24 protein-coding genes are annotated in these 20,166 nt (G+C 71.0%); 17 read left to right on the top strand and 7 right to left on the bottom strand.

The window, feature by feature from the left end; translation table 11 throughout:
- Position 1: 1 nt before the first annotated feature.
- The 3 genes from ABZ808_RS06790 to ABZ808_RS06780 all read left to right on the top strand — a co-directional run bounded on the left by ABZ808_RS06790 (position 2) and on the right by ABZ808_RS06780 (position 2,632).
- A complete protein-coding gene (locus tag ABZ808_RS06790; protein WP_357001880.1) occupies positions 2-469 on the top strand; it encodes a VOC family protein in 468 nt (155 codons plus the stop codon).
- Entirely contained in the window at positions 456-1,568 is a 1,113-nt protein-coding gene (locus ABZ808_RS06785) for a DUF3626 domain-containing protein (protein ID WP_357001877.1), read from the top strand. Before ABZ808_RS06790 ends, ABZ808_RS06785 begins: the two co-directional genes overlap by 14 nt.
- Before the next feature lie 350 nt (positions 1,569-1,918).
- Positions 1,919-2,632, top strand: a complete 714-nt coding sequence (locus ABZ808_RS06780; RefSeq protein WP_357001875.1) for a hypothetical protein — start codon at positions 1,919-1,921, stop codon at positions 2,630-2,632.
- A 69-nt stretch (positions 2,633-2,701) separates the two neighbouring features.
- On the opposite strand, the gene ABZ808_RS06775 is transcribed toward ABZ808_RS06780, so the two are convergent.
- Entirely contained in the window at positions 2,702-4,069 is a 1,368-nt protein-coding gene (locus ABZ808_RS06775; protein ID WP_357001873.1) for a hypothetical protein, read from the bottom strand.
- Positions 4,070-4,248: 179 nt separating this feature from the next.
- On the opposite strand from ABZ808_RS06775, the gene ABZ808_RS06770 reads away from it, so the two are divergent.
- The 5 genes from ABZ808_RS06770 (at position 4,249) to ABZ808_RS06750 (ending at position 9,314) form a co-directional block, all read left to right on the top strand.
- On the top strand, positions 4,249-4,560 hold the full coding sequence (locus ABZ808_RS06770) for a MazG-like family protein (protein ID WP_357001870.1): 312 nt from the start codon (positions 4,249-4,251) through the stop codon (positions 4,558-4,560).
- Between the two features lie 668 nt (positions 4,561-5,228).
- On the top strand, positions 5,229-5,789 hold the full coding sequence (locus tag ABZ808_RS06765; protein WP_357001867.1) for a hypothetical protein: 561 nt from the start codon (positions 5,229-5,231) through the stop codon (positions 5,787-5,789).
- Positions 5,790-6,480: 691 nt separating this feature from the next.
- A complete protein-coding gene (locus ABZ808_RS06760) occupies positions 6,481-7,431 on the top strand; it encodes a hypothetical protein (protein ID WP_357001864.1) in 951 nt (316 codons plus the stop codon).
- Between the two features lie 58 nt (positions 7,432-7,489).
- Complete coding sequence (locus ABZ808_RS06755; RefSeq protein ID WP_357001861.1) at positions 7,490-8,464, top strand: pirin family protein; 975 nt, start codon at positions 7,490-7,492, stop codon at positions 8,462-8,464.
- Positions 8,465-8,645: 181 nt separating this feature from the next.
- Positions 8,646-9,314: a hypothetical protein gene (locus tag ABZ808_RS06750; RefSeq protein WP_357001859.1), complete on the top strand. Its 669-nt coding sequence runs from the start codon at positions 8,646-8,648 to the stop codon at positions 9,312-9,314.
- Positions 9,315-9,568: 254 nt separating this feature from the next.
- Here ABZ808_RS06750 and ABZ808_RS06745 read toward each other — a convergent pair whose 3' ends face one another.
- Positions 9,569-10,237 carry a DUF1345 domain-containing protein gene (locus ABZ808_RS06745; RefSeq protein ID WP_357001856.1) on the bottom strand — a complete coding sequence of 223 codons (669 nt, stop codon included), beginning with the start codon at positions 10,235-10,237 and terminating at the stop codon, positions 9,569-9,571.
- Positions 10,238-10,270: 33 nt separating this feature from the next.
- Positions 10,271-10,546: a DUF2795 domain-containing protein gene (locus tag ABZ808_RS06740; RefSeq protein ID WP_357001853.1), complete on the bottom strand. Its 276-nt coding sequence runs from the start codon at positions 10,544-10,546 to the stop codon at positions 10,271-10,273.
- 160 nt (positions 10,547-10,706) lie between these two features.
- Between ABZ808_RS06740 and ABZ808_RS06735 the strand changes: the two genes are divergently transcribed.
- The 5 genes from ABZ808_RS06735 (at position 10,707) to ABZ808_RS06715 (ending at position 14,136) form a co-directional block, all read left to right on the top strand.
- On the top strand, positions 10,707-11,117 hold the full coding sequence (locus ABZ808_RS06735; RefSeq protein WP_357001851.1) for a DUF2267 domain-containing protein: 411 nt from the start codon (positions 10,707-10,709) through the stop codon (positions 11,115-11,117).
- A gap of 219 nt (positions 11,118-11,336) precedes the next feature.
- Positions 11,337-12,359: a TerC/Alx family metal homeostasis membrane protein gene (locus tag ABZ808_RS06730; protein ID WP_357001848.1), complete on the top strand. Its 1,023-nt coding sequence runs from the start codon at positions 11,337-11,339 to the stop codon at positions 12,357-12,359.
- A 76-nt stretch (positions 12,360-12,435) separates the two neighbouring features.
- Positions 12,436-13,035: a sulfite oxidase-like oxidoreductase gene (locus ABZ808_RS06725; RefSeq protein WP_357001845.1), complete on the top strand. Its 600-nt coding sequence runs from the start codon at positions 12,436-12,438 to the stop codon at positions 13,033-13,035.
- A complete protein-coding gene (locus ABZ808_RS06720) occupies positions 13,028-13,807 on the top strand; it encodes a ferredoxin reductase (protein WP_357001843.1) in 780 nt (259 codons plus the stop codon). Before ABZ808_RS06725 ends, ABZ808_RS06720 begins: the two co-directional genes overlap by 8 nt.
- A gap of 41 nt (positions 13,808-13,848) precedes the next feature.
- Positions 13,849-14,136: a DUF6510 family protein gene (locus ABZ808_RS06715; protein WP_357001840.1), complete on the top strand. Its 288-nt coding sequence runs from the start codon at positions 13,849-13,851 to the stop codon at positions 14,134-14,136.
- Positions 14,137-14,168: 32 nt separating this feature from the next.
- On the opposite strand, the gene ABZ808_RS06710 is transcribed toward ABZ808_RS06715, so the two are convergent.
- The 3 genes from ABZ808_RS06710 to ABZ808_RS06700 all read right to left on the bottom strand — a co-directional run bounded on the left by ABZ808_RS06710 (position 14,169) and on the right by ABZ808_RS06700 (position 16,397).
- Entirely contained in the window at positions 14,169-14,759 is a 591-nt protein-coding gene (locus tag ABZ808_RS06710; protein WP_357001838.1) for a carboxymuconolactone decarboxylase family protein, read from the bottom strand.
- Positions 14,760-14,833: 74 nt separating this feature from the next.
- A complete protein-coding gene (locus ABZ808_RS06705) occupies positions 14,834-15,553 on the bottom strand; it encodes a VOC family protein (RefSeq protein WP_357001836.1) in 720 nt (239 codons plus the stop codon).
- Positions 15,554-15,653: 100 nt separating this feature from the next.
- Entirely contained in the window at positions 15,654-16,397 is a 744-nt protein-coding gene (locus ABZ808_RS06700; RefSeq protein ID WP_357001833.1) for a DinB family protein, read from the bottom strand.
- Positions 16,398-16,491: 94 nt separating this feature from the next.
- Between ABZ808_RS06700 and ABZ808_RS06695 the strand changes: the two genes are divergently transcribed.
- The 3 genes from ABZ808_RS06695 to ABZ808_RS06685 all read left to right on the top strand — a co-directional run bounded on the left by ABZ808_RS06695 (position 16,492) and on the right by ABZ808_RS06685 (position 18,618).
- Positions 16,492-16,818 (top strand): hypothetical protein, encoded by a 327-nt coding sequence (locus ABZ808_RS06695; RefSeq protein WP_357001830.1) that lies wholly within the window; start codon positions 16,492-16,494, stop codon positions 16,816-16,818.
- Positions 16,819-17,034: 216 nt separating this feature from the next.
- Positions 17,035-17,751 carry a VOC family protein gene (locus tag ABZ808_RS06690; protein WP_357001827.1) on the top strand — a complete coding sequence of 239 codons (717 nt, stop codon included), beginning with the start codon at positions 17,035-17,037 and terminating at the stop codon, positions 17,749-17,751.
- 339 nt (positions 17,752-18,090) lie between these two features.
- Positions 18,091-18,618 carry a GNAT family protein gene (locus tag ABZ808_RS06685; RefSeq protein ID WP_357001825.1) on the top strand — a complete coding sequence of 176 codons (528 nt, stop codon included), beginning with the start codon at positions 18,091-18,093 and terminating at the stop codon, positions 18,616-18,618.
- A 139-nt stretch (positions 18,619-18,757) separates the two neighbouring features.
- Here the strand turns inward: ABZ808_RS06685 and ABZ808_RS06680 are convergent, their stop codons facing one another.
- Positions 18,758-19,915: a M1 family metallopeptidase gene (locus tag ABZ808_RS06680; protein ID WP_357001823.1), complete on the bottom strand. Its 1,158-nt coding sequence runs from the start codon at positions 19,913-19,915 to the stop codon at positions 18,758-18,760.
- A gap of 35 nt (positions 19,916-19,950) precedes the next feature.
- Here ABZ808_RS06680 and ABZ808_RS06675 point away from each other — a divergent pair, with 35 nt between their 5' ends.
- On the top strand, positions 19,951-20,091 hold the full coding sequence (locus ABZ808_RS06675; RefSeq protein WP_357001820.1) for a hypothetical protein: 141 nt from the start codon (positions 19,951-19,953) through the stop codon (positions 20,089-20,091).
- Positions 20,092-20,166: the final 75 nt, after the last annotated feature.

The following is a 20,166-nucleotide window of genomic DNA, read 5'->3' as shown; positions in this document are numbered from 1 at the left end:
CATGACCGCCGAACAGCCCACGCCCGTCGTCCGTCAGCTTCGCCTCGTGGTGGAGGCAGAGGACCACGAGGCCGCTGTCGCGTTCTTCCGGGACGCGCTCGGCCTGCCGGAGGAGGCGGCGTTCAGCGGCGACGGGGACGCCCGCGTGGTGATCCTGGACGCCGGCCGGGCCACGCTGGAGATCGCCAATCCGGCGCAGAAGCGCATGATCGACGAGGTCGAGGTGGGCCGGCAGGTCGCGCCCCGCATCCGGGTGGCCTTCGAGGTGGACGACGCCAGAACGACCACCGCCCGACTGGTCGCCGCCGGGGCGAACGAGATCGCGCCGCCCACGCTCACCCCGTGGCAGTCGCTGAACTCCCGCCTCGACGCGCCCGCCGACCTGCAGATCACCGTCTTCGAGGAACTGCGTACGCCGGAGGAGCGCGCCGGGCTGGACGGCTTCGGGACCGGACGTGACGACGACTGAGTCGGCCGGGCCCACCGCCGGGACGCTCACCGTGGCGCAGGCCGCGGCGCTGGCGTACGTCCGCGGCACCGCTGGCGCCGAGCGCCCCGCCGCGCTGGCCGCCCTCGCCCGGGATCTCGCCGCCGCCGGCATCGGGCACGGGCCGCAGCGGCTGCTCGCCGCGGTCGACTCCGTTGGCCGGCTCACCGTCAACTTCCATCCGGATCGGCTGTGCGCCGACGGGCGGGCCGTCGCCACCGCACTGGCCGAGGACGGGGTGTACCGCAGCCAGTTCGTCACCGGGATCTCCAACGGCGGGCTCACCGCGTACCCCGGCGGTGATCGGGACCGCTGGGAGCGGCGGATGTTCGACGGCGCGTACCACCGGCCCGGGGTGACCCCGGAGCAGCGGCCCACCTACGGCGGCCTCAACCTGCTCGACCACGCGGACGGCGCCTGCCCCCGCTTCGGCTCCTGCCACCTGCGGCTACGCCCGGCGGTGCTGACCCGGGCGACCTTCTGCCTCGGCGACAGCCACCTTGGCCCGCGTACGGCGGGCACCGCCGATGCCTTCGAGGCGGTGCTCGCCGGGCTCGTGACCGGCACCGCCGCCACCGGTGAGTGCCTGGGCCGCACCGGCACGGACGTCGCGGCGCTGGTCCGGACACTGCTCGACGGGCCGAGCACCGCGCCCACCGTCGGTCGCGCGCTGGACGACTACGTGGAGGCCCAGATCCACGGCGTCCTCGACCTGGCCCAGGACGTCGAGGAACTGGTGGCCGACCCGTCCTTCGCCGGCACCGAGACCGGCGCGACGCTGGTGTCGCTCGCTCGGCGCTACGGCCTCCCGCTGCGGTGGCACCCCGGCTTCACGCTGGCCGTCGACCGGGTCGACCCGGATTTCCGCGGCCCAGCGATCCCGGTGCTGGCGGAGCGTCTGCACCGGGAGTTCGCCCGGCCGGGCGATCCGGTGGACGCCGCCCTGATCGGTCGGGGCGCGGTGTCGGTGGTCACCGAGCCGGCCCGCTGGGCGGACCGGGGATCGGCCGTGGAAACCCTGCAGCACCTCAAGCAGCTCTGGCACGTCCTCGTCCGGTACGGCACACCAGCTGCCACCTGAGGGCAGATTGCCGCCGATTGTCCAGTTCCGGCTCGACGGGCCGGGCGTGATCCACTCCATATCCCCGACATGGGGGCATCGGAATGCCGGGACACCCCAGATCGCCGGCCTGGTGTGGGTCACGCCCGTCCGCCCGCGAAACTCGTCGACCCGAGGGCGCGGCTGAGTCGACTGTCCGATTCCCGGAGGTGACCGGGACCGCACCTCGTCCCAGGCTCGGCATATCCGGAATGACCGACAGGTCAGCCTGGTTGTGTCCCCCGTACCGCCGGAGCTAAAACCCGTCCCGCGGTCATCTCCCGAGGAGTGTTCACCCCGGAGCGCTCCGCACGATCGAAAGGGCAACCATCGTGAAGGCCGACTTCACTCGATGGCTCCCGGCCATCGCTAAGGACTCGTACCGCAAGACCGCGCTGAGTGTTCTCGGCGTGGCCGCACTGGGCGGCCTCGCATTCGGGCCGACCGCCGTCGCCGCCCCGGTCACCTCCGGGCCGCACGAGGGTGCGGTCGCCGCCATCGACCTCGCCACCGGCAAGGCCGCCACGTCGGCGCGCCAGGACGACCAGCCCGTCGAGTCGGGGCTGACCACCGGCTCCCCGACCAGCAAGCCGCCAGCCGGCAAGCCCAGCCGCGACGAGTTGATCCCGCACGGCGTCGAGGGCGCACAGTCGCGCGTCCCGCTCGACGACGCGCAGATCGACAACGCGCGGGCGATCATCGACGTGGCCAACAAGACCGGCGTCGGCGACCGGGGCGCGGTGATCGGCATCGCCACCTCGTTGCAGGAGTCGAAGCTGTACAACCTCGGCCACCTCGGCGCGTACAACGACCACGACTCGCAGGGCCTGTTCCAGCAGCGCCCGTCGTCGGGTTGGGGCACGCCCGAGCAGATCACCGACCCGGAGTACTCCGCCACGGCGTTCTTCACCGCCCTGAAGAACGTGGGCGGCTGGCAGGACCTGCCGCTGACCACCGCGGCGCAGACCGTCCAGGTCTCCGCCTACCCGTACGCGTACGCGCAGTGGGAGGAGCAGGCGGCGGACCTCGTCCAGCAGCTCTCGTAACACACCGCACGCACACGCCGGCCGGCCCCGATACGGGGGCCGGCCGGCGTCGTCGTGTCCGCGTACCGCTCAGCAGGCGGGGTAGAGGCGGCGGGTGCCGACACCGGCGGCGTACGCAGCCCGGTCACTGAACCGGCAGCCGTAGTCGGCGCGGGCCACCACCGCCGGGTCGACCACCGTGTCGCCGGCCGGTCGCTTGCCGGTGCGTACCCAGGACACCAGGTCGTCCCACGCGGCGCCGGCCTCGGCCGGGCTGAACTCGCAGTGCTGCGTGGTCCGGATGGCACGCTGCACCACCAGCCGGCTGCGACCGTGCCGCGCCACATCGGTGGCGTACGCCTGCTCCATGCTGAACGGCACGAACAGGTCACCCAGGCCGTGCAGGCTGACCACCGGCGCGGTCGGGCGGCCGGCGATCCGCGGCACCTCGGTCAACGTCGGCAGGAGCCGCTGCACGACGTTCTCCGGGGCGACCCGCCGCACCGCCGAGTTGACGTCGACGGGACTGTTCGGGCTGTAGCGGGTCAGCAGGTTGGTGGAGATCTGACCGGGCCGCTGGGCGGGGGAGGTGCCGCCCTCGGTCACCGAGATCGAGAAGAGGAAGTCCTTCCAGACCGCGAAGGCGGCATCAGCGCCGGGGCGTGGCCCGCCCGAGCGGTTCACCGTGATGGCCCGCAACTGCTTGCCCCGCTCACTGGTGGTGTCCGGCCCGGTGGGGGTGAGCCCCGCCAGGCCGAGCGCCACCTGGATGCGGGGCACGGCGTTGGTCAGGTAGTCGGCCGGCGTGGGATAGGCCGGCACCCCGGCGAGAGCCTGCGCGACCAGGTTGTAGTCGAGGAAGAAGTCGAGCAGCGTCTGGTCGCCGAGCACCCCGCACATCGGCAGCCCGCCGTCGTAGAAGCCGGGGTACTGCTCCAGCGAGCGACCGATGACGTACCCGCCCATCGACACCCCGGCGAGGTAGGTGCGGTGCGGTTTGCGCACCGTCCGTCCGAAGTGGTCGGCGAGAGCCTTCGTGCTCAGCACACCGGAGCGGATGTCGAAGCCGTTGCGGTCGTACGACGACGACGCCCACGCGTACCCCTGCGCCAGCACCCGCTGACGCAGGTCGTAGCTCGGCGGCTCCGGCGACAGCACCGTGCCCTGGCCCCGGTAGCCGTGCGCCCACAGCACCAGGTCACCGTTCCACCGGGCGGGAACCTCGATGATGTACGCGGCATGACGGTGCACGCCCTGGCGTACCGTCGTCGGTTTGCCGGCCACCACCAGCGGCGCCAGCGGAGGATTCTCGACCGTGTAGCCCGGCAGCGGCTGGCCGCCCCGGGGGTCGCGGTCGGCGGCGCTGGCCGGCGCGGCGCCAGCGAGACCGACCGCCAGGGTCAGCGCCGCGGTGGCCGCGAGCAGACGGCGCAGGGTGCGAACGGGTACGGACAGCATCGATGCTCCCCATCGGACGGATGTCGCCCGGGGGCGACCAGGCGGGACGGTTGCCTACCGGCCGGTAGCGCCCTGAACCTAGAACCGCCTTCGATCACTGTCAATGGCGCTACTGACCGCCCGATCAGGGACCGGCCCGGTCGCGAGGGCCGCGGGGGCGGTCGGGTTGACTGGTCGACGTGAACGAGTCGATCTGGGATGCGGCGCGCGCCTCGCGCAGATGGTTGGACGCGGCGAACGGCACCGGTCAGACGGAACTGACGTGTCGCATCCTCAAACTGACCGAGGAGGCGGGCGAGGCGTCGGCCGCCTGGATCGGCCTTCTCGGGCAGAACCCTCGCAAGGGCGTCACCCACACCCGCGAGGACGTGGCGGCGGAGCTGGCCGACGTCGCCTTCACGGCCCTGGTGGCCATCGAGAGCCTGGGCCTGGACGCGCAGACGGTGCTGGACAACTGCGCCACAAAGGTCCGCTCCCGCCTAACCGCCTAACCCGTGCCCGGATGGGCGACGGGTACGGGCCGCCCCGGGTCATTTGGGGCTTTTGTGCGGTTCATGGAGACTCCGGGGCGGCCAGCGGCGGCAAGGTGGGTTGATCGACTCGACATCGCCGATATCGCGGATCCCAGTGCCGTTGATACCCCGATATCGGCGATGTCGAGTGGATCATCTCCGAGCGGCCGGTCTGGTCGGTCGAGCCATGCCAGCCTGGGTGAAATGTCGCTCGTGGGTGGTTTCTGGGTGTGACCGGCGGCATCCTGGGGCCGGAATGGTGGCGGCCCCGGACGGGTTACATATCCTGACGATCGCAGTACCACCGGCCGCCGGCCCGCCCCCCACCCGGGGTTGGAATGCCAGGCCCGGCCCGGTCGTTACAACCCCCACGACCGACCGCACTGGCTCGACGGGCCCCGGAATGACTTCGGCCCTCGGGTCGTTGCATCCCCCACGATCGAGGTTCGACGTGTGGATGGGCCGCCCCCGGAATGACCCCGGCCCGCCGGTCGTTACACATGGACCCGGCGCCACGAGCCCCCGCCCGTAGGCCGCCGAACCCCAAGACTTTCCCCCTTGTATGTGCAGCGCCGGACGAGGTGCTCACACCCGCGCCACCGTCCCCTGGTGGGTGGGTGTCCTTACCCCCGAAGGAGCTAACCCTCATGAACACGATTATTCGTAAGAGTGTGCTGTCTGTTGCTGGTCTCGCGTTCGCCGGTGGTGTGTTCGCCGGTCCGATCGCCGCCCACGCCGCCGCGCCGGCTGTGGATGCCAAGCCTGTCGCCGTGGCCGTGCAGTCGGTCAAGCCGCAGGGCGAGCAGTCCCGGATTCCCCTGAACGATGAGCAGACCTCGAACGTGAAGGCGATCATCGCCGCGACGAAGAAGGCCGGCCTGCCCGAGCGCGCCGCGGTGATCTCGATCGCGACGAGCCTGCAGGAGTCGAAGCTGGAGAACCTGGGCCACCTCGGTGACCGTAACGACCACGACTCGCTGGGCCTGTTCCAGCAGCGCCCGTCCAGTGGTTGGGGTACGCCGGAGCAGATCACCGACCCCGACTACTCCACCACCGCCTTCCTCAAGGGCCTCAAGCAGGTTGATGGTTGGCAGGACATGCCGTTGACCGACGCCGCGCAGACCGTGCAGGTCTCGGCGTACCCGGACGCCTACGCCCAGTGGGAGCAGCAGGCCGCTGATCTGGTCGGCCAGTACTGGAACAGCTGACCCCCGTATGACACCGACCGCTGGCCGGCACCCCCACCACGGGGTGCCGGCCAGCGGCATGTCCGGGGTCTGGAGGCCAGGGCGTCGGCTTGGTGTGGGTCGGGTTGGCGCGCGACGCGTCGCTGGCTGGTGCGAGGTAGGTGGATGGCCTTGCCTCTCGTGGCGACGTGGCGACGTGGCGACGTGGCGACGTGGCGACGCGGCGACGCGGCGACGCGGGGCTTGGGCGATGAGGGGCAGCAGCACGGTGCGGTAGGCGGGGTGGGGAACAAGGTGGGGCGCTGGCTGGTTGTGACCGGTGTCGGTGTGACTCAGTGTCCCCGGGCCTCACCTAATATCGCCGTCGCGGAATACCGTCAGGCTGGAGCCGCGTCGCGCCACTCGCCGAGAGGCGACCTGCACACCGACACCAGCGCCGCCCCCGACCCACCCGGTCAGGGGCGGCGCTGTCTGTGTGCCCAACGGCTGACCGGGAGCCCCGACGTCATTGGTGCCGGCAGCGGAACACCTGGCCCCGGAGATTGGGGTCCGGTCACCCGAGCGCCGGTCGCGCGGCGAGTGACTGTCGGCCAACGACCTTGTCCGATAGGCGGCGGCCGGCGACAGAGGGGAGTGGCATGGTCGGCGCGGAGTGATCCGATCTGCCGGTGGGTACGTATCCACTGCCGGGGACCGGCGGAGGGACGCAGACATGACCGCAGTGGGGAACGGAACAGACCGTCAGGTGGAGTCGGATCCGGAGCCGCCGGGTGAGGGCGGGCGGCGGCAGAGGTGGTCCGTCGGTGCTCGCCTGCTGTTGGCGGCCACGACCGTCGTGCTGGTCCTGGGGGCCGCCGCCGTGGTCGTGATCATCGCTGATCCGTATCACCTCGGCATGACCTACTCCAGCACGCCCGACAGCAGCCAGAACGACGGCAGACAGAACGACGGCAGACAGAACGACGGCAGACAGAACGACGGCGGCCAGAACGACGGCACTCGCCCCGACGGCACTCGGCCGGGCGGCGAGGGCGCGTCGGCGGTTGCCGAGCAGGCGGTGACGGCGCCGGTGGCGGGGCGTACGGAGGCAACCTTCGTGCTCGTGGACGGCCTGGCCTCTTTCGATCTGCGCGTGGCTGACCTGGGTGACGACCTCTACCGGATCAGCAGCCCGGCCGGGTCGAGTGTCGCCGTGCGGCCGGCGGTGCAGGGTGAGACCGTCCGGCTGGGCCTGGCGGATAGCGGCGCGTCCGGGGAGCGGGCCGCGCGGGTACTGCTCAACGAGCGGGTCGCCTGGCGTCTGCACCTCGTCGGTGGGGTGAGCGAGCAGGTGCTGGATCTGGCCCGGGCCCGGCTGCTGGGCGTGGAACTCGAGGGCGGGTCGGCTCGCAGCGAGCTCATCCTGCCGCCGGTGCGCGGCGGCACGATGACCGTGCGGTTGACCGGTGGGACCAGTCAGCTCGACGTCCGGGTGCCGGGTGGGCCGCCGGTGCGGGTACGGGCGAGAGTAGGTGCCGGTTCCGTCGCGGTGTTCGACGAGCGCTGGGCCGGGGTGGCCGCTGGAGCGTTGTTGAGTACGCCGGGGTGGGACCGGTCGACGGAGCGGCTCTTCCTGGACCTGGTGGCGGGCGCCAACATCGTCACGGTGAACGCCGCGCGGTGACCGTCCGGGCTCGCGGTTGACGGGGGAAGCGCGTCAGGTGGGAGCGTACAGTCGGGCGGTGGAGCGTACTGAATCGATGCTGGCAGAGACCCGACCGCCTGGCGTGGCCGACGTCGATCCGGGCAGTGTGTTGCTGCCTGGCCACGACGTGCCGCTGGGCCGTTACACGACGGTCCGTCGGCTGTTGCCGCAGCGTCCCCGCCGGATGGTCGGCGCCTGGTGTTTCGTGGACCATTTCGGCCCGGACGACGTGGAGCAGCGGCCCGGCATGGAGGTGCCGCCGCACCCGCACACCGGCCTGCAGACGGTGACCTGGCTGCTCGACGGCGAGATCATCCACCGGGACAGCCTCGGTAACGTCCAGCCGATCCGGCCGGGTCAGCTGAATGTGATGACCTCCGGGCACGGCATCTCCCATTCCGAGCGGTCGCCGGTCACGCACCCGCCGGTCATGCACGGCGTGCAGTTGTGGGTGGCGCTGCCGGATCCGGCGCGGGCGGGTGCCGCGGATTTCGCCCACCACGCGGACCTGCCGCGCTGGCGCGACGGCGAGGTGGACTTCACCCTGCTGGTCGGCGACTTCGACGGGCGGCAGTCCCCGGCCGTGGTGCACACCCCGCTGGTGGGCGTGCAACTGGAGCTGAGCGGTACGGCGCCGACGACGCTGTCGTTGCGGCCCGATTTCGAGTACGCCGTGCTGGCGATGTCCGGGTCCGCCGAGGCGGCCGGGGTCGGGTTCGAGCCGGGGGCGCTGCTCTACCTGGGTACGGGCCGTGCGGAGCTGACCGTTCGCGGCGGGTCGGGGGCGCGGTTGCTGCTGCTGGGCGGTGCGCCGTTCGAGGAGCCGCTGGTGATGTGGTGGAACTTCGTGGGCCGCTCGCACGAGGAGGTCGCCGCCGCTCGGGAGGCCTGGATGGCCGGGGACCAGCGCTTCGGCGTGGTGGCCGACGATCCGGCGCCGCCGCTGCCGGCGCCCGCCCTGCCCACCACCCGACTCAAGGCCCGCGACCGCACCGGCAGCCTGCACGGCTGACCCGGCCGGACGCCCGACGCCCGGCACCGGACAACGGCCCGACGCCCGAACGCCGAAACGCCCGGCGCCGGACAACGGCGTGCGACTGACGACGGCGTGCGACTGACGACGGCGCGCGACTGACGACGGCGTGCGCCCGCGGCGCGGCGTGTGACCGACGACGGCGCGGGTAGTCGCCGGCATGGCGACCACTCTGATCACACCCGTGGAGGACCGGAAGCGCCTGGCCCGCCGGCTCGCCGGCAGTGGGCGGGGCTTCGCCGAGCAGTACGGCTTCCGGGTCACCAACAACCCGGCGAGCCTGTTCCAGGTGCTCTACCTGGCGGTGCTGCTGGCCCGGCGTGGTGACTTCCGTCGGGCGGTGGACGGCGCGCGGGCGTTGCGCGACGAGGGGTGGGACAGCGCGGCCCGGCTGGCCCGTTCACTGCACGAGGACCGGGTGCGGGTGCTGCGCGACAGCGGTCAGCGTGGCGACGTCGACGCGCTGGCCGACGTGCTCGGTGACCTGGCCCGCACGGTCGTCGACCGGTACAGGGGTGACCTGCGCCGGTTGCGTGCTCTCGCGCACCACGACCCGACCCGGGAGCGGCGTCTCCTGGCGGAGTTGCCCGGCGTGGACGACCAGGTGGTCGACTTGTTTCTGCGCGAGGCGCAGGCGTTGTGGCGGGAGGTGGCTCCGGTGGCCGACCGACGGGCCTTGGCGGCGGCCCGCCGGCTCGGGTTGGGCCGGTCGACGGACGACCTGGCCGGCCTGGCGAGCGGCGAGTCGGAGCGGCTCGCGTGGCTGGTGGGGGCGCTGGCCCGGGTTGATCTGGAGCACCGGTACGCGGAGGTGACCGGCCGTCCCTGACGTGCGTTGGCCCACAGTTCGGCGAAAACTGACCGTACGGAGGATGGTCTGTCGTATGGTTGGACCCGGCAGTGCTGGCCGCTCGGTTCGAGCAGGCCTCCACCGCCGGGTGGACGCGAACCGGTTCGGGCGCGATTCACCGCCTGGGCAGGTTTGCGTGGCGCCCCTGGTCGCGGTTCGTGGCCTCGGGGCGCCCGCCTGTCCCGGCGCTCCCGACCCGCGGTGACGCGGGCTCGGTCGAGCGCCCCGCATCCTCACCGGGCCAGGCCGGCCAGCAGGTTAACCGTGACGGCGATGATGAACGCGCCGAACAGGTACGACAGCATCGAGTGCCGCAGCACGGTCCGACGCATCTCGTTGCTGGTGAGGTTGGTGTCGGAGACCTGGAACGTCGTCCCAATGGTGAACGCCACGTACGCGAAGTCCGAGTAGCGGGGCGGTTCGGCCTGGTTGAAGTTCACCCCGCCGTCCGGGCCGGTGTAGTAGATCCGGGCGTAGCGGGCGGCGAACACGGTGTGCACGACCAGCCAAGAGAGCAGCACGCTGAGCACGCCCAACCCGCCGTACAGGTCGCGGACCAGGCCGGGTGGCGCCGCGTGCGCGCTGGCCACGACCAGTCCCACGGCGAGCAGACTGGCCAGGCAGGCGATCAGCAGGACCACGTCGCGGATGGCCCGGTTGGGATCCTCGTAGACGGCGAGCCGGGCGGTCCGGGTGGCGTCCAGCGGCCAGATCTTGCGCCACACCACCACCAACCAGCTGAGCGCGGCGGCATCCCAGCCGGCCAGCGGGGCGAGCGACGGCGACAGCGCGACGGCGAAGACGCCGCCGGCGACGATCCCGACGACGGCCACCACGACGAGCTGCACCGAGGCCGGGGTGTGTCCGTCCGGGCTGCGGGACAGCGGATGTCTGCCGGTCATCCGCGCGGCCCGGCCGGATCTGTCACCGCCGGGTCAGATGCCGCGCAGATGTTGCGACACCCGGTTGTGCGTCTTGTCCCGGGCCTGTGCGGCCCGCTGTGCCGGGCCCACCTCGGGTGCGGCGTCGATGCCGGCCGAACGGGCCACCTCGTTGCCGTTGGCGTAGTCCACCGCCGGCGGTAGGGCGCGCAGCGCCTTCAACACGTCTGGCGGTGCGCCCTCCCGCTCGGCCTCGCGGACCACGTCGTCCTTCTCGGCCGGGTAGTCCAGGCTCGACAGGTACTGCAGGACGTCGGCGTAGCTCGCCATGGCAGCGGCTCCTCGGGGCATCGATGTGGTCACGACCGGCGGCGGTTACCCGCCCGACACCCGCTCACGCCGGGTCGGCGAAGGAAAATCCGGTGCCGTTTCCATCGCGCCGCCGCGGGTACCCGCAGGCGCGCCGTCGACAAGCCCGAGGGGGTACGCGATGAACTACGACACCTTCATCGACCAGGTTTCCCAGCGCACCCGGACGTCGTCCGAGCAGGCGGTCGAGCTGACCCGTGCGGTGCTGGAGACGTTCGCCGAGCGGCTGACCGGCGGCGAGGTGCTGGATCTGGCCGCGCAGTTGCCGAAGCCGTTGCAGGTGGTGGTGAAGCCGAGCCCGAACACCGAGCAGGCTGACCGGTTCGGGGCGGCCGAGTTCGTCGCCCGGGTGGCGTTGCGTGCGGATGTGCGGGAGCCAGCCGCCCGCGATGCCGTCCGGGCGGTTTTCACCACGCTGCGCGAGGCGATCACCGGAGGAGAGTTCGACGACGTGGCGACGCAGCTTCCCCGTGACTATCGCGACCTCGTTGAGCAGGCGATGGCCCCGGGCGCGACGTTGCGCCGCGCCTGAGAATGACCCCGCGACCATGTATGTACAGCGGTTGGTCAGGGCAACCATCGGTGTCCCGCTTGGCGCGACGATTCAGGCTGGCCTAACCTGGTGGCGCGAGGGGAGTACTTCCTACGAACCATACCGGTCAGTACGGCGCGCCCGGCGTGCCTCGGGTGGTTGCCCATCTCCGATGGGTGAAGGAGACCTCGAACATGACACGGTGTTCGAGGAGACCTCATGACCGAATTGTCACCCCTGTCCGCCGCGAGTTCGCTGTCGTCGGTGGGCACGCCCACCCTCTGGGCGGTGACGATCGTCGGCGTACTGGTGCTGCTCGTCCTGGACTTCCTGGTGACCCGCCGCCCGCACGAGGTGTCCATGCGGGAGGCGATCGGCTGGTCGGCGTTCTACATCGCGCTGCCGCTCGCGTTCGGCGGCTGGGTCTGGGCCCGCTACGGCTCCCAGCAGGGCGTGGAGTACCTGACCGGTTACCTGGTCGAGAAGTCCCTCTCGGTCGACAACCTCTTCGTCTTCATGTTGCTGCTGGCCGCGTTCGCGGTGCCGTCCGTGCTCGCCCAGCGGGTGCTGCTCTACGGCATCGCCGGTGCGCTGGTCCTGCGGGGTGTCTTCATCGCCCTGGGCGCGGCGGCGCTGCAGACCCTCGACTTCGCGTTCCTGCTCTTCGCGATCATCCTCATCGCCACCGCCGCGAAGCTGCTGCGTGACGCCCTCTCCGGGCACCAGCAGGAAGTCGACATCAACAAGATGCGCTCGGTGAGGCTGCTGCGCAAGATCATGCCGGTGGTCAAGGAGTACCACGGCACCAAGATGACCGTCCGGCAGGGCGCGCGGCGGGCCCTCACCCCATTCGCCCTGGTGGTGGTGGCGGTGCTGGCCACCGACATCGTCTTCGCAGTCGACTCGGTGCCGGCGGTCTACGGCATCACCGAGGACCCGTACCTGGTCTTCGCCACCAACGCCTTCGCCCTGCTCGGCCTGCGGGCGCTCTACTTCGTCCTGCACGCCGCGTTGAGCCGGCTCGTCCACCTCAGCTACGGCCTGGCGATCATCCTGGCGTTCATCGGTCTCAAGCTGGGCCTGCACTGGGCGCACGGCATCTGGGACGGCGTTCCGGAGATCCCCACCCTGGCCTCGCTCGGCGTGATCATCGGTGTGTTGGTGGTGGTCACCCTGACCAGCCTGCGCGCCACCCGGGGCCAACAACCCGACCGGCGCGAGGTCGTCTCCGAGCGGCACTGACCCCGGCACGCCGGGGCGACGAGGGGGTACGCGGGAAAGCTCCCGCCCCGGCCAACGCGGGTGGTACGACTGTGCAATGGGAATCGTCTCACCGGGCTTCCAGGGTCGGCCCCGATCACAGGAGCCGACCCTGCCACCTGGGCAGTACCTGACCGAGGACTTCCCGGTGCTCTCCGCCGGCCCGACGCCCCGGGTGTCACTGGACACCTGGGAGTTCGTCATCTCCGCCGAGAACGGCACCGAGCGCCGGTGGTCGTGGCAGGAGTTGATGGCGCTGCCGCAGGAGACGCCGACGGTGGACATCCACTGCGTCACCCGCTGGTCGAAGCTCGGCACCACCTGGCAGGGCGTCTCACTGGACACCCTGCTCGACGGTGTGGACACTGGCGCGCACTTCGCGCTGGCACACTCGTACGGCGGCTACACCACCAACCTGCCGCTGGACGACCTGCGCGGCGGCCGGGCCTGGGTGGCGCACACCTTCGACGGCGCGCCGCTGCCACCCGAGCACGGCGGGCCGGCGCGGCTGCTGGTGCCACACCTGTACTTCTGGAAGTCCGCCAAGTGGGTGCGCGGCATCCGACTCAAGACCATGGACCAGCCGGGCTTCTGGGAGACCGCCGGCTACCACGACTACGGCGACCCCTGGCGCGAACAGCGGTACCAGGGTGACTGAGCGCGCGGTCGCGACGGGCACCGAACGCCCGGCGCCGAACCGGTGGCAGGTCGGCCGGCTGGTGGAGCGCCGGGTGGAGACGCGGACCGCGCAGACCCTGGTGCTGGAGGTGCCGGACTGGCCGGGGCACCTGCCCGGGCAGCACGTCGACCTGCGGCTGACCGCGCCGGACGGCTACCAGGCCGCCCGGTCGTACTCGATCGCCGGGCCGCCGGTGGACGGCCCCGGCGGGCCGCGCATCGAGGTGACTGTGCAGCGGGTGCCCGACGGCGAGGTGTCGCCGTACCTCATCGATGTCTTTGGGACGGGCGACCCGGTGGAGGTGCGCGGACCGCTCGGCGGCTGGTTCATCTGGCGGCCGGAGGAGACCGCGCCGGTGCAGTTGCTCGGCGGCGGCTCCGGTGTGGTGCCGTTGATGGCGATGATCCGCGCCCGGCGGGCGGCGGGCAGCAAGGTGCCGTTCCGGCTGCTGTACTCGGTGCGTACACCCGGGGATCTGATCTACGGCGACGAACTGCGCCGCCGGGCCCGCGACGACTTCGGGCTCGACGTGGCGTACGTCTACACCCGCGAAGCGCCCGAGGGATGGCGCGGCGAACCACACCGGATCGGGTTGGCCGACGTCAACACCCACGGCTGGCCGCCGGATCTGGAACCGCTCACCTACGTCTGCGGCCCGACCGGGTTCGTGGAGACCGTGGCCGACCTGCTGGTGGGGTTGGGCCACCCGGCGCGGCGGGTCAAGACCGAACGCTTCGGCCCGACCGGTTGACCGCCCCTTTTCCCGCCCCGCCGCATCGTCGAGGAGACCCGATGACCGAGATGTCGTACCTGGACGGCAACATGCTCGACGGCCCGCTGCGCGAGCTGTTCACCGTCGACCTGAGCACCACGACGGGCCGCTGCGAGAACTGCGGGATGACCGGCTCGATGGCCAGCCTGCACGTCTTCTCCAACGCCCCGGGCCTGGTCGCCCGCTGCCCGTCCTGCGAGGAGGTGATGCTGCGGCTGGTCCGAGGGCCCGACCGGGCCTGGCTGGACATGCGCGGCACCACCTTCCTCCAGGTCCCGATGCCGATGGAGCAGCCGCGCCCGGCGTGAACGTCGAGCGGTGCGGGCGAAGCGTCCGTCGGCTACGCCCGCGCGGCTGTGCCGCTCGGCTGCGCCAGCGGCGCCAGACCACACGACGCGGCGAGCCCTTCGGCCTCAATGCCGAACGCGACGTTGAATCGCGCGAACTGGTTGGTCAGCGCCACCCACGCGGTCAGCTCCACCAGCGCCGGCGCCCCGAGCTGCGTGAGTAACCGGGCGGACAACTCGTCGGTGACGGTCGGCGGCGTCTGCGTCATCGCCTCGGCGTACTCCAGGACGTCGCGCTCCAGCGGCGTGAAGACGTCCGACTCGCGCCAGCGTGGCACCTCGCGGGCCTTGGTGATGTTGAGGCCCTCGTTGTGCGCCTGGAAGTAGCCCAGGTCCAGGCAGAACGAACAGCCGATCAGCGATGCCACCGCCATGTGGGCGTACGACTTCAGGTTCTTGTCGCACTCGTTCCACTTGCTGGCTCGGCGACCGAGGTCGAGGTTGAACTTCAGTACCGGCCGGTTGTGCCACATCACGCCGAGCCCGTCCGGCACCCGGCCGAGCATCTTCCTGCTGAACCTCTTCAGGACGGCGCCGTAGAGGCCGGTGATCTCGGCCGGGGGAATCCTGGTGTCGCCGGTCATGGCTCCTCCTCGTCGGTGGTCTCGGCATTGAGACACCGGCGGGGGTCGACCTGTGACAGCGCGGCGGCTGGGGGTCATCGCAGCGCGGCGGCGATGTCGGCGGCGTTCTCGAACGCGGGTGCCGCCCGCTCGGCCTCATCCCCGGTCAGCACGACACGGTCGACGCGGGCCAGCATCTCGGCTGCGGTCTCCTGGTCGTGCAGCACCATCGCCAACTCGGCGCGGTAGGCCAGGGCCTCCACCTGCGCCACCGGGTCGTCGTCGGCCTCCGGGCGGGCCAATGCGCTGTCGAGGATCCGCACGGCCTGTCGGATGTCACCCCTGGAATCGGCCTGCACGACCGCGTTCGACAGGGCCTTGGCCAGTCGGCCGGCAGGCGCCGTCGCTGGCAGGGGAGCGGCGGCGGCGTTGTGAACGACGCGGATCCAGTTGCCGCCCGGGTCGATGACGCTGAACCCACCCAACCCGTCCTGGTTCTTGCGAGCCCGGGGCCGGGTCATCCGAGGCGTACCGGAGATCAGCACCTTGCCGTAGGCGGCGCGCATGCCGGCGGCGAACGACCGGTGCAGTCCCTCGAGGTCCGAGGTGAGGACGAGGCACGAGCCGTAGGACTGCTCCGGGTCGAACCCGGCGATCTCGAAGAAGTGCAGATTCAGGTCCTCTCGCTGCAATGCCACATACGGGTTGGGTTTGCGCTGCTTGTACGTCGTGCCGAAGCCGAGAACCTCGTAGAACGACACGATGTCGTCGATGGACGCGCACGGGAGCAGGGGGACGGTCACCTCGTTGGCCATGCCTCAGTTGTAGGCGTCGCGCAGCGCCCACCGCACATGGAAACAGCCGATCAGCCCTCCCCGGCCATCCGATCGGCCGATCGGTTGCCGTCACTGTCGATCACGGATGGGCGGAGATCGGCTCGTCGCTCTGCTTGTCGATGTCACGCACCGCGAAGCGGAGATGCTCCCACTCCTCGTCGAAGATCACGTGAAGGCAGTGCAGGACCGGTTCCTGATGGTCGGGTGACCATGGGGTGGGCCGAGGCTCGGCGAGCAGGTCGGGCGTGACGGTGGCGAGGAAGTCCCGCACCATGGCCTGCCGCTCGCCGCGCAACTGGAGGACCTCGGCGAAGGCTGGCTGCTCGGCGACGAACACCGACGTGTCGAAGCCGTCGGTTTCGTACTCGACGTGTGGCTGGCCGAGCGGGTGGAACGGCTGCGGCAGGCGCAGGATCGCCCTGCCCAGCCAGGCGTCGGTGGCGAAGGCGAGGTGCCGCAGCGTCTGCGCGAACGACCACTCGCCGTCGATCGACACGTGGACAGCGCTCTCGGGCATGGACGTGACCCGGTCGGTCGCCGCCGCCCAGGCCTGCTCGATCGCCGCCCACGCCGTGCGTAGGGCGGCTGGTTGCGTCGCCTGCTTCAACTCGCGCCCCGGGAACCGCCGGTTCAGCTCAGCCTCCACGAGGGGCACGACATCGACACCGTTGACCAGTAGTGCGCCGTCAGCCAGCCACGGTGCGTCGATGTCGAGCCCTCGTACGTCGACGCCGCGCATCACCGCCCCGGCCAACGTCGACCTGTTGAATCTCGCACCCCGTAGGTCCCTGTCGACGAACGTCGCGTAGTCGTCCTCGGCCATCGTGCCCTCCCCGTTGACTGTCAGGCCGATGCTAGGGGCCCGGACCGACAGTCCGAGGGCAACGCCGTCAGCGGGTTTGGCAGATCATGGCGGCATGACCGGCATCGTCGAGATCCACATTCCACTGACAGCGGCTCCGGACGGTGCGCCAGGCGCCTACGCGTACCCCTGGATCGGCCGGGTTGAGGATTTCCTCGTCGAGTTGGAGGACGAGGGGGCGGTCGAGGTGTACGACGACGGCGAGGAACACGGTGACGCGTACATCTTCTTCATCAGCGGTGCGGACGAGGCCGGCCTGCTGGCCGCCGCGTCCCGGGTCGCGACTCTCGACGGGGTGCCGACCGGCGCGTTCGCCATGGTCACCGACGAGGCGGCACCAGAGTTCGGCATGGGACGAAGAGTCGCCTTGCCGGTGTCATGACCGTACGGCCGCGGTGGCCCTGCCTGGCTGGTGGCCCCCGCCTGCTGGGCCGGCAGCTCGCCTGGCCGGGCCGTCGGCCAGTCCTCCTAGCCGGCGGCCCGCCGCCGAATACTCGGCTGCGGGCGATGCGTCTCACCCCTAGGCTTTCGCTCCAAGAGCAGACCGGGCGCCTCGGGGTGGAGTCCCTCGGTCAGCGGATCGGAGATGGGTAGTGCGATGACCAGCCAATTCTTCGCGGTGTGCTTCGACGCGAGCCAACCCGTTCGGGTCGCACAGTTCTGGTCCGCGCTCCTCGGTCGGGAGATGGTCGACGATCCACGTGACGGCGTCCTGGTCCTGCCCGATGACGACATCGGGTTCCGACTCCGATTTGCTCCGACGTCCGAGCCGAAGGTCGTCCAGAATCGGATGCATTTCGATCTGACGAGCGCATCCGCTGAAGCCCAGCAGCAGACGGTGGCCAGAGCGTTGGAACTCGGCGCGCGACACATCGACGTCGGCCAGCGCCCGGAAGAGGGCCATGTGGTGCTCGCCGACCCCGAGGGCAACGAGTTCTGCGTCGTCGAGGCGGGCAACAACTTCCTCGCCGGTTGCGGGTTCGTCGGCGCGGTGTCCTGCGATGGGACACAGGCCGTCGGGTACTTCTGGAGCGAGGCGCTCGGGTGGCCCTTGGTCTGGGACCAGGACCAGGAGACCGCGATCCAGTCGTCGCGCGGTGGCCCGAAGATCACCTGGGGTGGTCCACCGCTGGCGCCGAACGGCGGCCGGGACCGGGTGCGTTACGACCTCACCCCCGACGGTGATCAGCAGGCGGAGATCGACCGCCTGCTGTCCCTCGGCGCAACGCGAATCAGCACGAGCCAGGATGCGGCCGGCCGGGTGACGATGGCCGACCCCGACGGCACCGAGTTCTGCGTGCTGACACCCCGGTAACACGCCAGCCAGCCCCGCACGCGACGCCCACGCGCCGTGTGCCACGCCCGCGCCGTGCGCCCCATGCCCGTGCGCGCGTGCCTGTGCGCCGTGCCCGCATGATCGCGCCCGCGCCCCGCATGATCGTGCTCGATCAAGGATGTAGTGGTCACCCAAGCAGCCGGATACCACTGCATCCTTGATCGAGCACGATCAAGGATGCAGACGAGCGGGATCATGCAAGCAGGCGGTCGCGATCGAGCACGCGGTTGCGAACAGGTGGCGGGTCGACGCGATCGTGACCGGGTGCGCCGAGGGCGGTTGGACAACGGGCGTGCTGGTCGGTCAGAGTGGTCCGCCGTGAGATACCTGCGTACCGGTGGTCCTGTCGCGATCCGGCGGCCCCGGCCCACCGACGTCGACGAGTTCGTGGCGGCCGCGCGGCGTAGTCGGGACCTGCACCACCCGTGGCTTGTCGCGCCGAGCAGCCCCGAGGAGTACGACCGGTACCTACGCAAGATCCGCCGCCGGGACGGCTCCGGTTACCTGATCTGTGACCGGGCCAATGGCGACATCGCGGGCTACGCCACCATCAGCGGCATCGTGCTGGGCGCGCTGCGCGGCGGCTACCTGGGGTACGCGGCGTTCCAGCCGTACAGCGGGACCGGGCACGCCTCGGCGGGCGTCGCGCTGGTGATCGACCACGCGTTCACCGCGGGCGGGTTGCACCGGTTGGAGGCCAATATCCAGCCGGACAACGAGCCGTCGCGGCGGGTGGCCCGCAAGCTGGGTTTCCGGCTGGAGGGTTTCTCCCCGGACTACCTGTTCATCGACGGCGCGTGGCGCGACCACGAGCGGTGGGCGATCACCGCGCCGACCCCCGCCTGATCGTCGGCCCGCCCGCGCCGCCCCCAAGGCGTAACGCCCCCCAAGATCCGCGCAAGATCGGGGAAAGTGCTGCCTCACGAGCGGGTGAGGCAGCACTTTCCCCGACGTTGCGCGGATCTTGGCAGCCGGTGCTACGGGATCACTGGGGGAGCGGGCCGGTCTCCGGGGGCGTGGTGGGCGAGTCCAGCCACGCGTCGATCAGCGCGGTGAAGTCGTGGCCGGTCTTGGCGTTGACGTACGCGGTGAACGACGCCCGGGTCTGCTGGGTGTGCGTGTTCTCCTTCGCCCAACCGCGCGCCAGGTCGAAGAAGCGCTTGTCGCCCAGGGCCTGGTGCAGTTGGCGGAGCATCCCGGCGGCGCAGGTGTAGACGTTCGTGGCACCGAACTCGGCGGCGTCCGGCTTGCTCGGCGGGCCGTACTCCTTGCGCAGTCCCCCGTCGCGTTGCCGATTGGACTGGATCAGTTCGGCGGTGTTGAGCCCGTACTTGTCCTTCTCGTAGAGCTTCTGCGCGTACAGCGCCCAGCCTTCGTTGAGCCACATGTCGCGCCAGTCGGTGAGCGTGACGGCGTCGCCGAACCACTGGTGGGCGTACTCGTGCAGGGTGGTGAGGTCGAACATCTGGTCGCCGCGCATCAGGTGGGCCTCACCGAGGGTGACCATCTGCTGGGTCTCCATCGCCGAGCCCGACTCGACCATGACGAGGCCGGCGGAGTCGAACGGGTACGTGCCGAACCGCTCCTCGAGCCACCTCAGGAGCTGCGGTGACCGCTTGAGCGTCGACAGGTACCGCGCGTCCTCGGCCCGGTACCAGGTGGTGACCGGGACACCGCCCGGCCCGGTGGCGGTCAGCTTCTTGTACCTGCCGACGGCGAGCGTCGTCGCGTACGACGCCACGGGCGCGGTGCTGCGGTAGCGGAACGTGTTGCCGCTCTGCCCGACCGGGGTGCCGCTGGCGACGCCCGTCCAGCCCTTCGGCGCCGTCACGGCGATGTCGTAGAGGGCCTCGTCGGAGGGGTGGTCGTTGGCCGGGTACCAGGTGAAGGCCCCGAACGGCTCCTGCATCGTCCAGACGCCGCCGGCGCTGTCCACGGTCAGCCCGAGCGGGTGGGCGTCACCCCGCTTGGACGGCATCGGGGTCGTCGACGGCTTGCCGTGGTAGGCGACGACCAGCGTGATCGGGACGTCCGCGCGGACCGGGGTGTCTACCACCAGCTTCTCGCGGGTCACCGCGCCTTTGGCCTTCCGGCCGTCGACGGTCACCGTGTCGATGGTGTACGGCTTGAAGTCCAGGCTCACCGAGGGCGCGTCCCGGGTGGGCCGCAGGTACCGGCGTGGAGAGTCCCGCCTTCCACGTCGCGTACTGGCCGGACAGCGTGGGGACAGCGGGAGTGGACGCGGAAGGGCTGGCCGACGAGGGCGCTGACGCCGCCGGTGGGCCGGCCGTGCAACCGGCGAGCACGGTGATCTTGTGAATTCCCTGAACTCCACCCGCCCGCGTCCCATCGACCCCACCCGCCTCCAGGGTGCGGGTTGCACGTTTGTCCGGG

Source organism: Micromonospora sp. NPDC047527, from assembly GCF_040643015.1.
In the GTDB taxonomy this organism is placed as follows: Bacteria; Actinomycetota; Actinomycetes; order Mycobacteriales; family Micromonosporaceae; genus Micromonospora.
The sequence above is the reverse complement of the archived record's forward strand: the minus strand, read 5'-3'. Positions and strand labels throughout refer to the sequence as shown.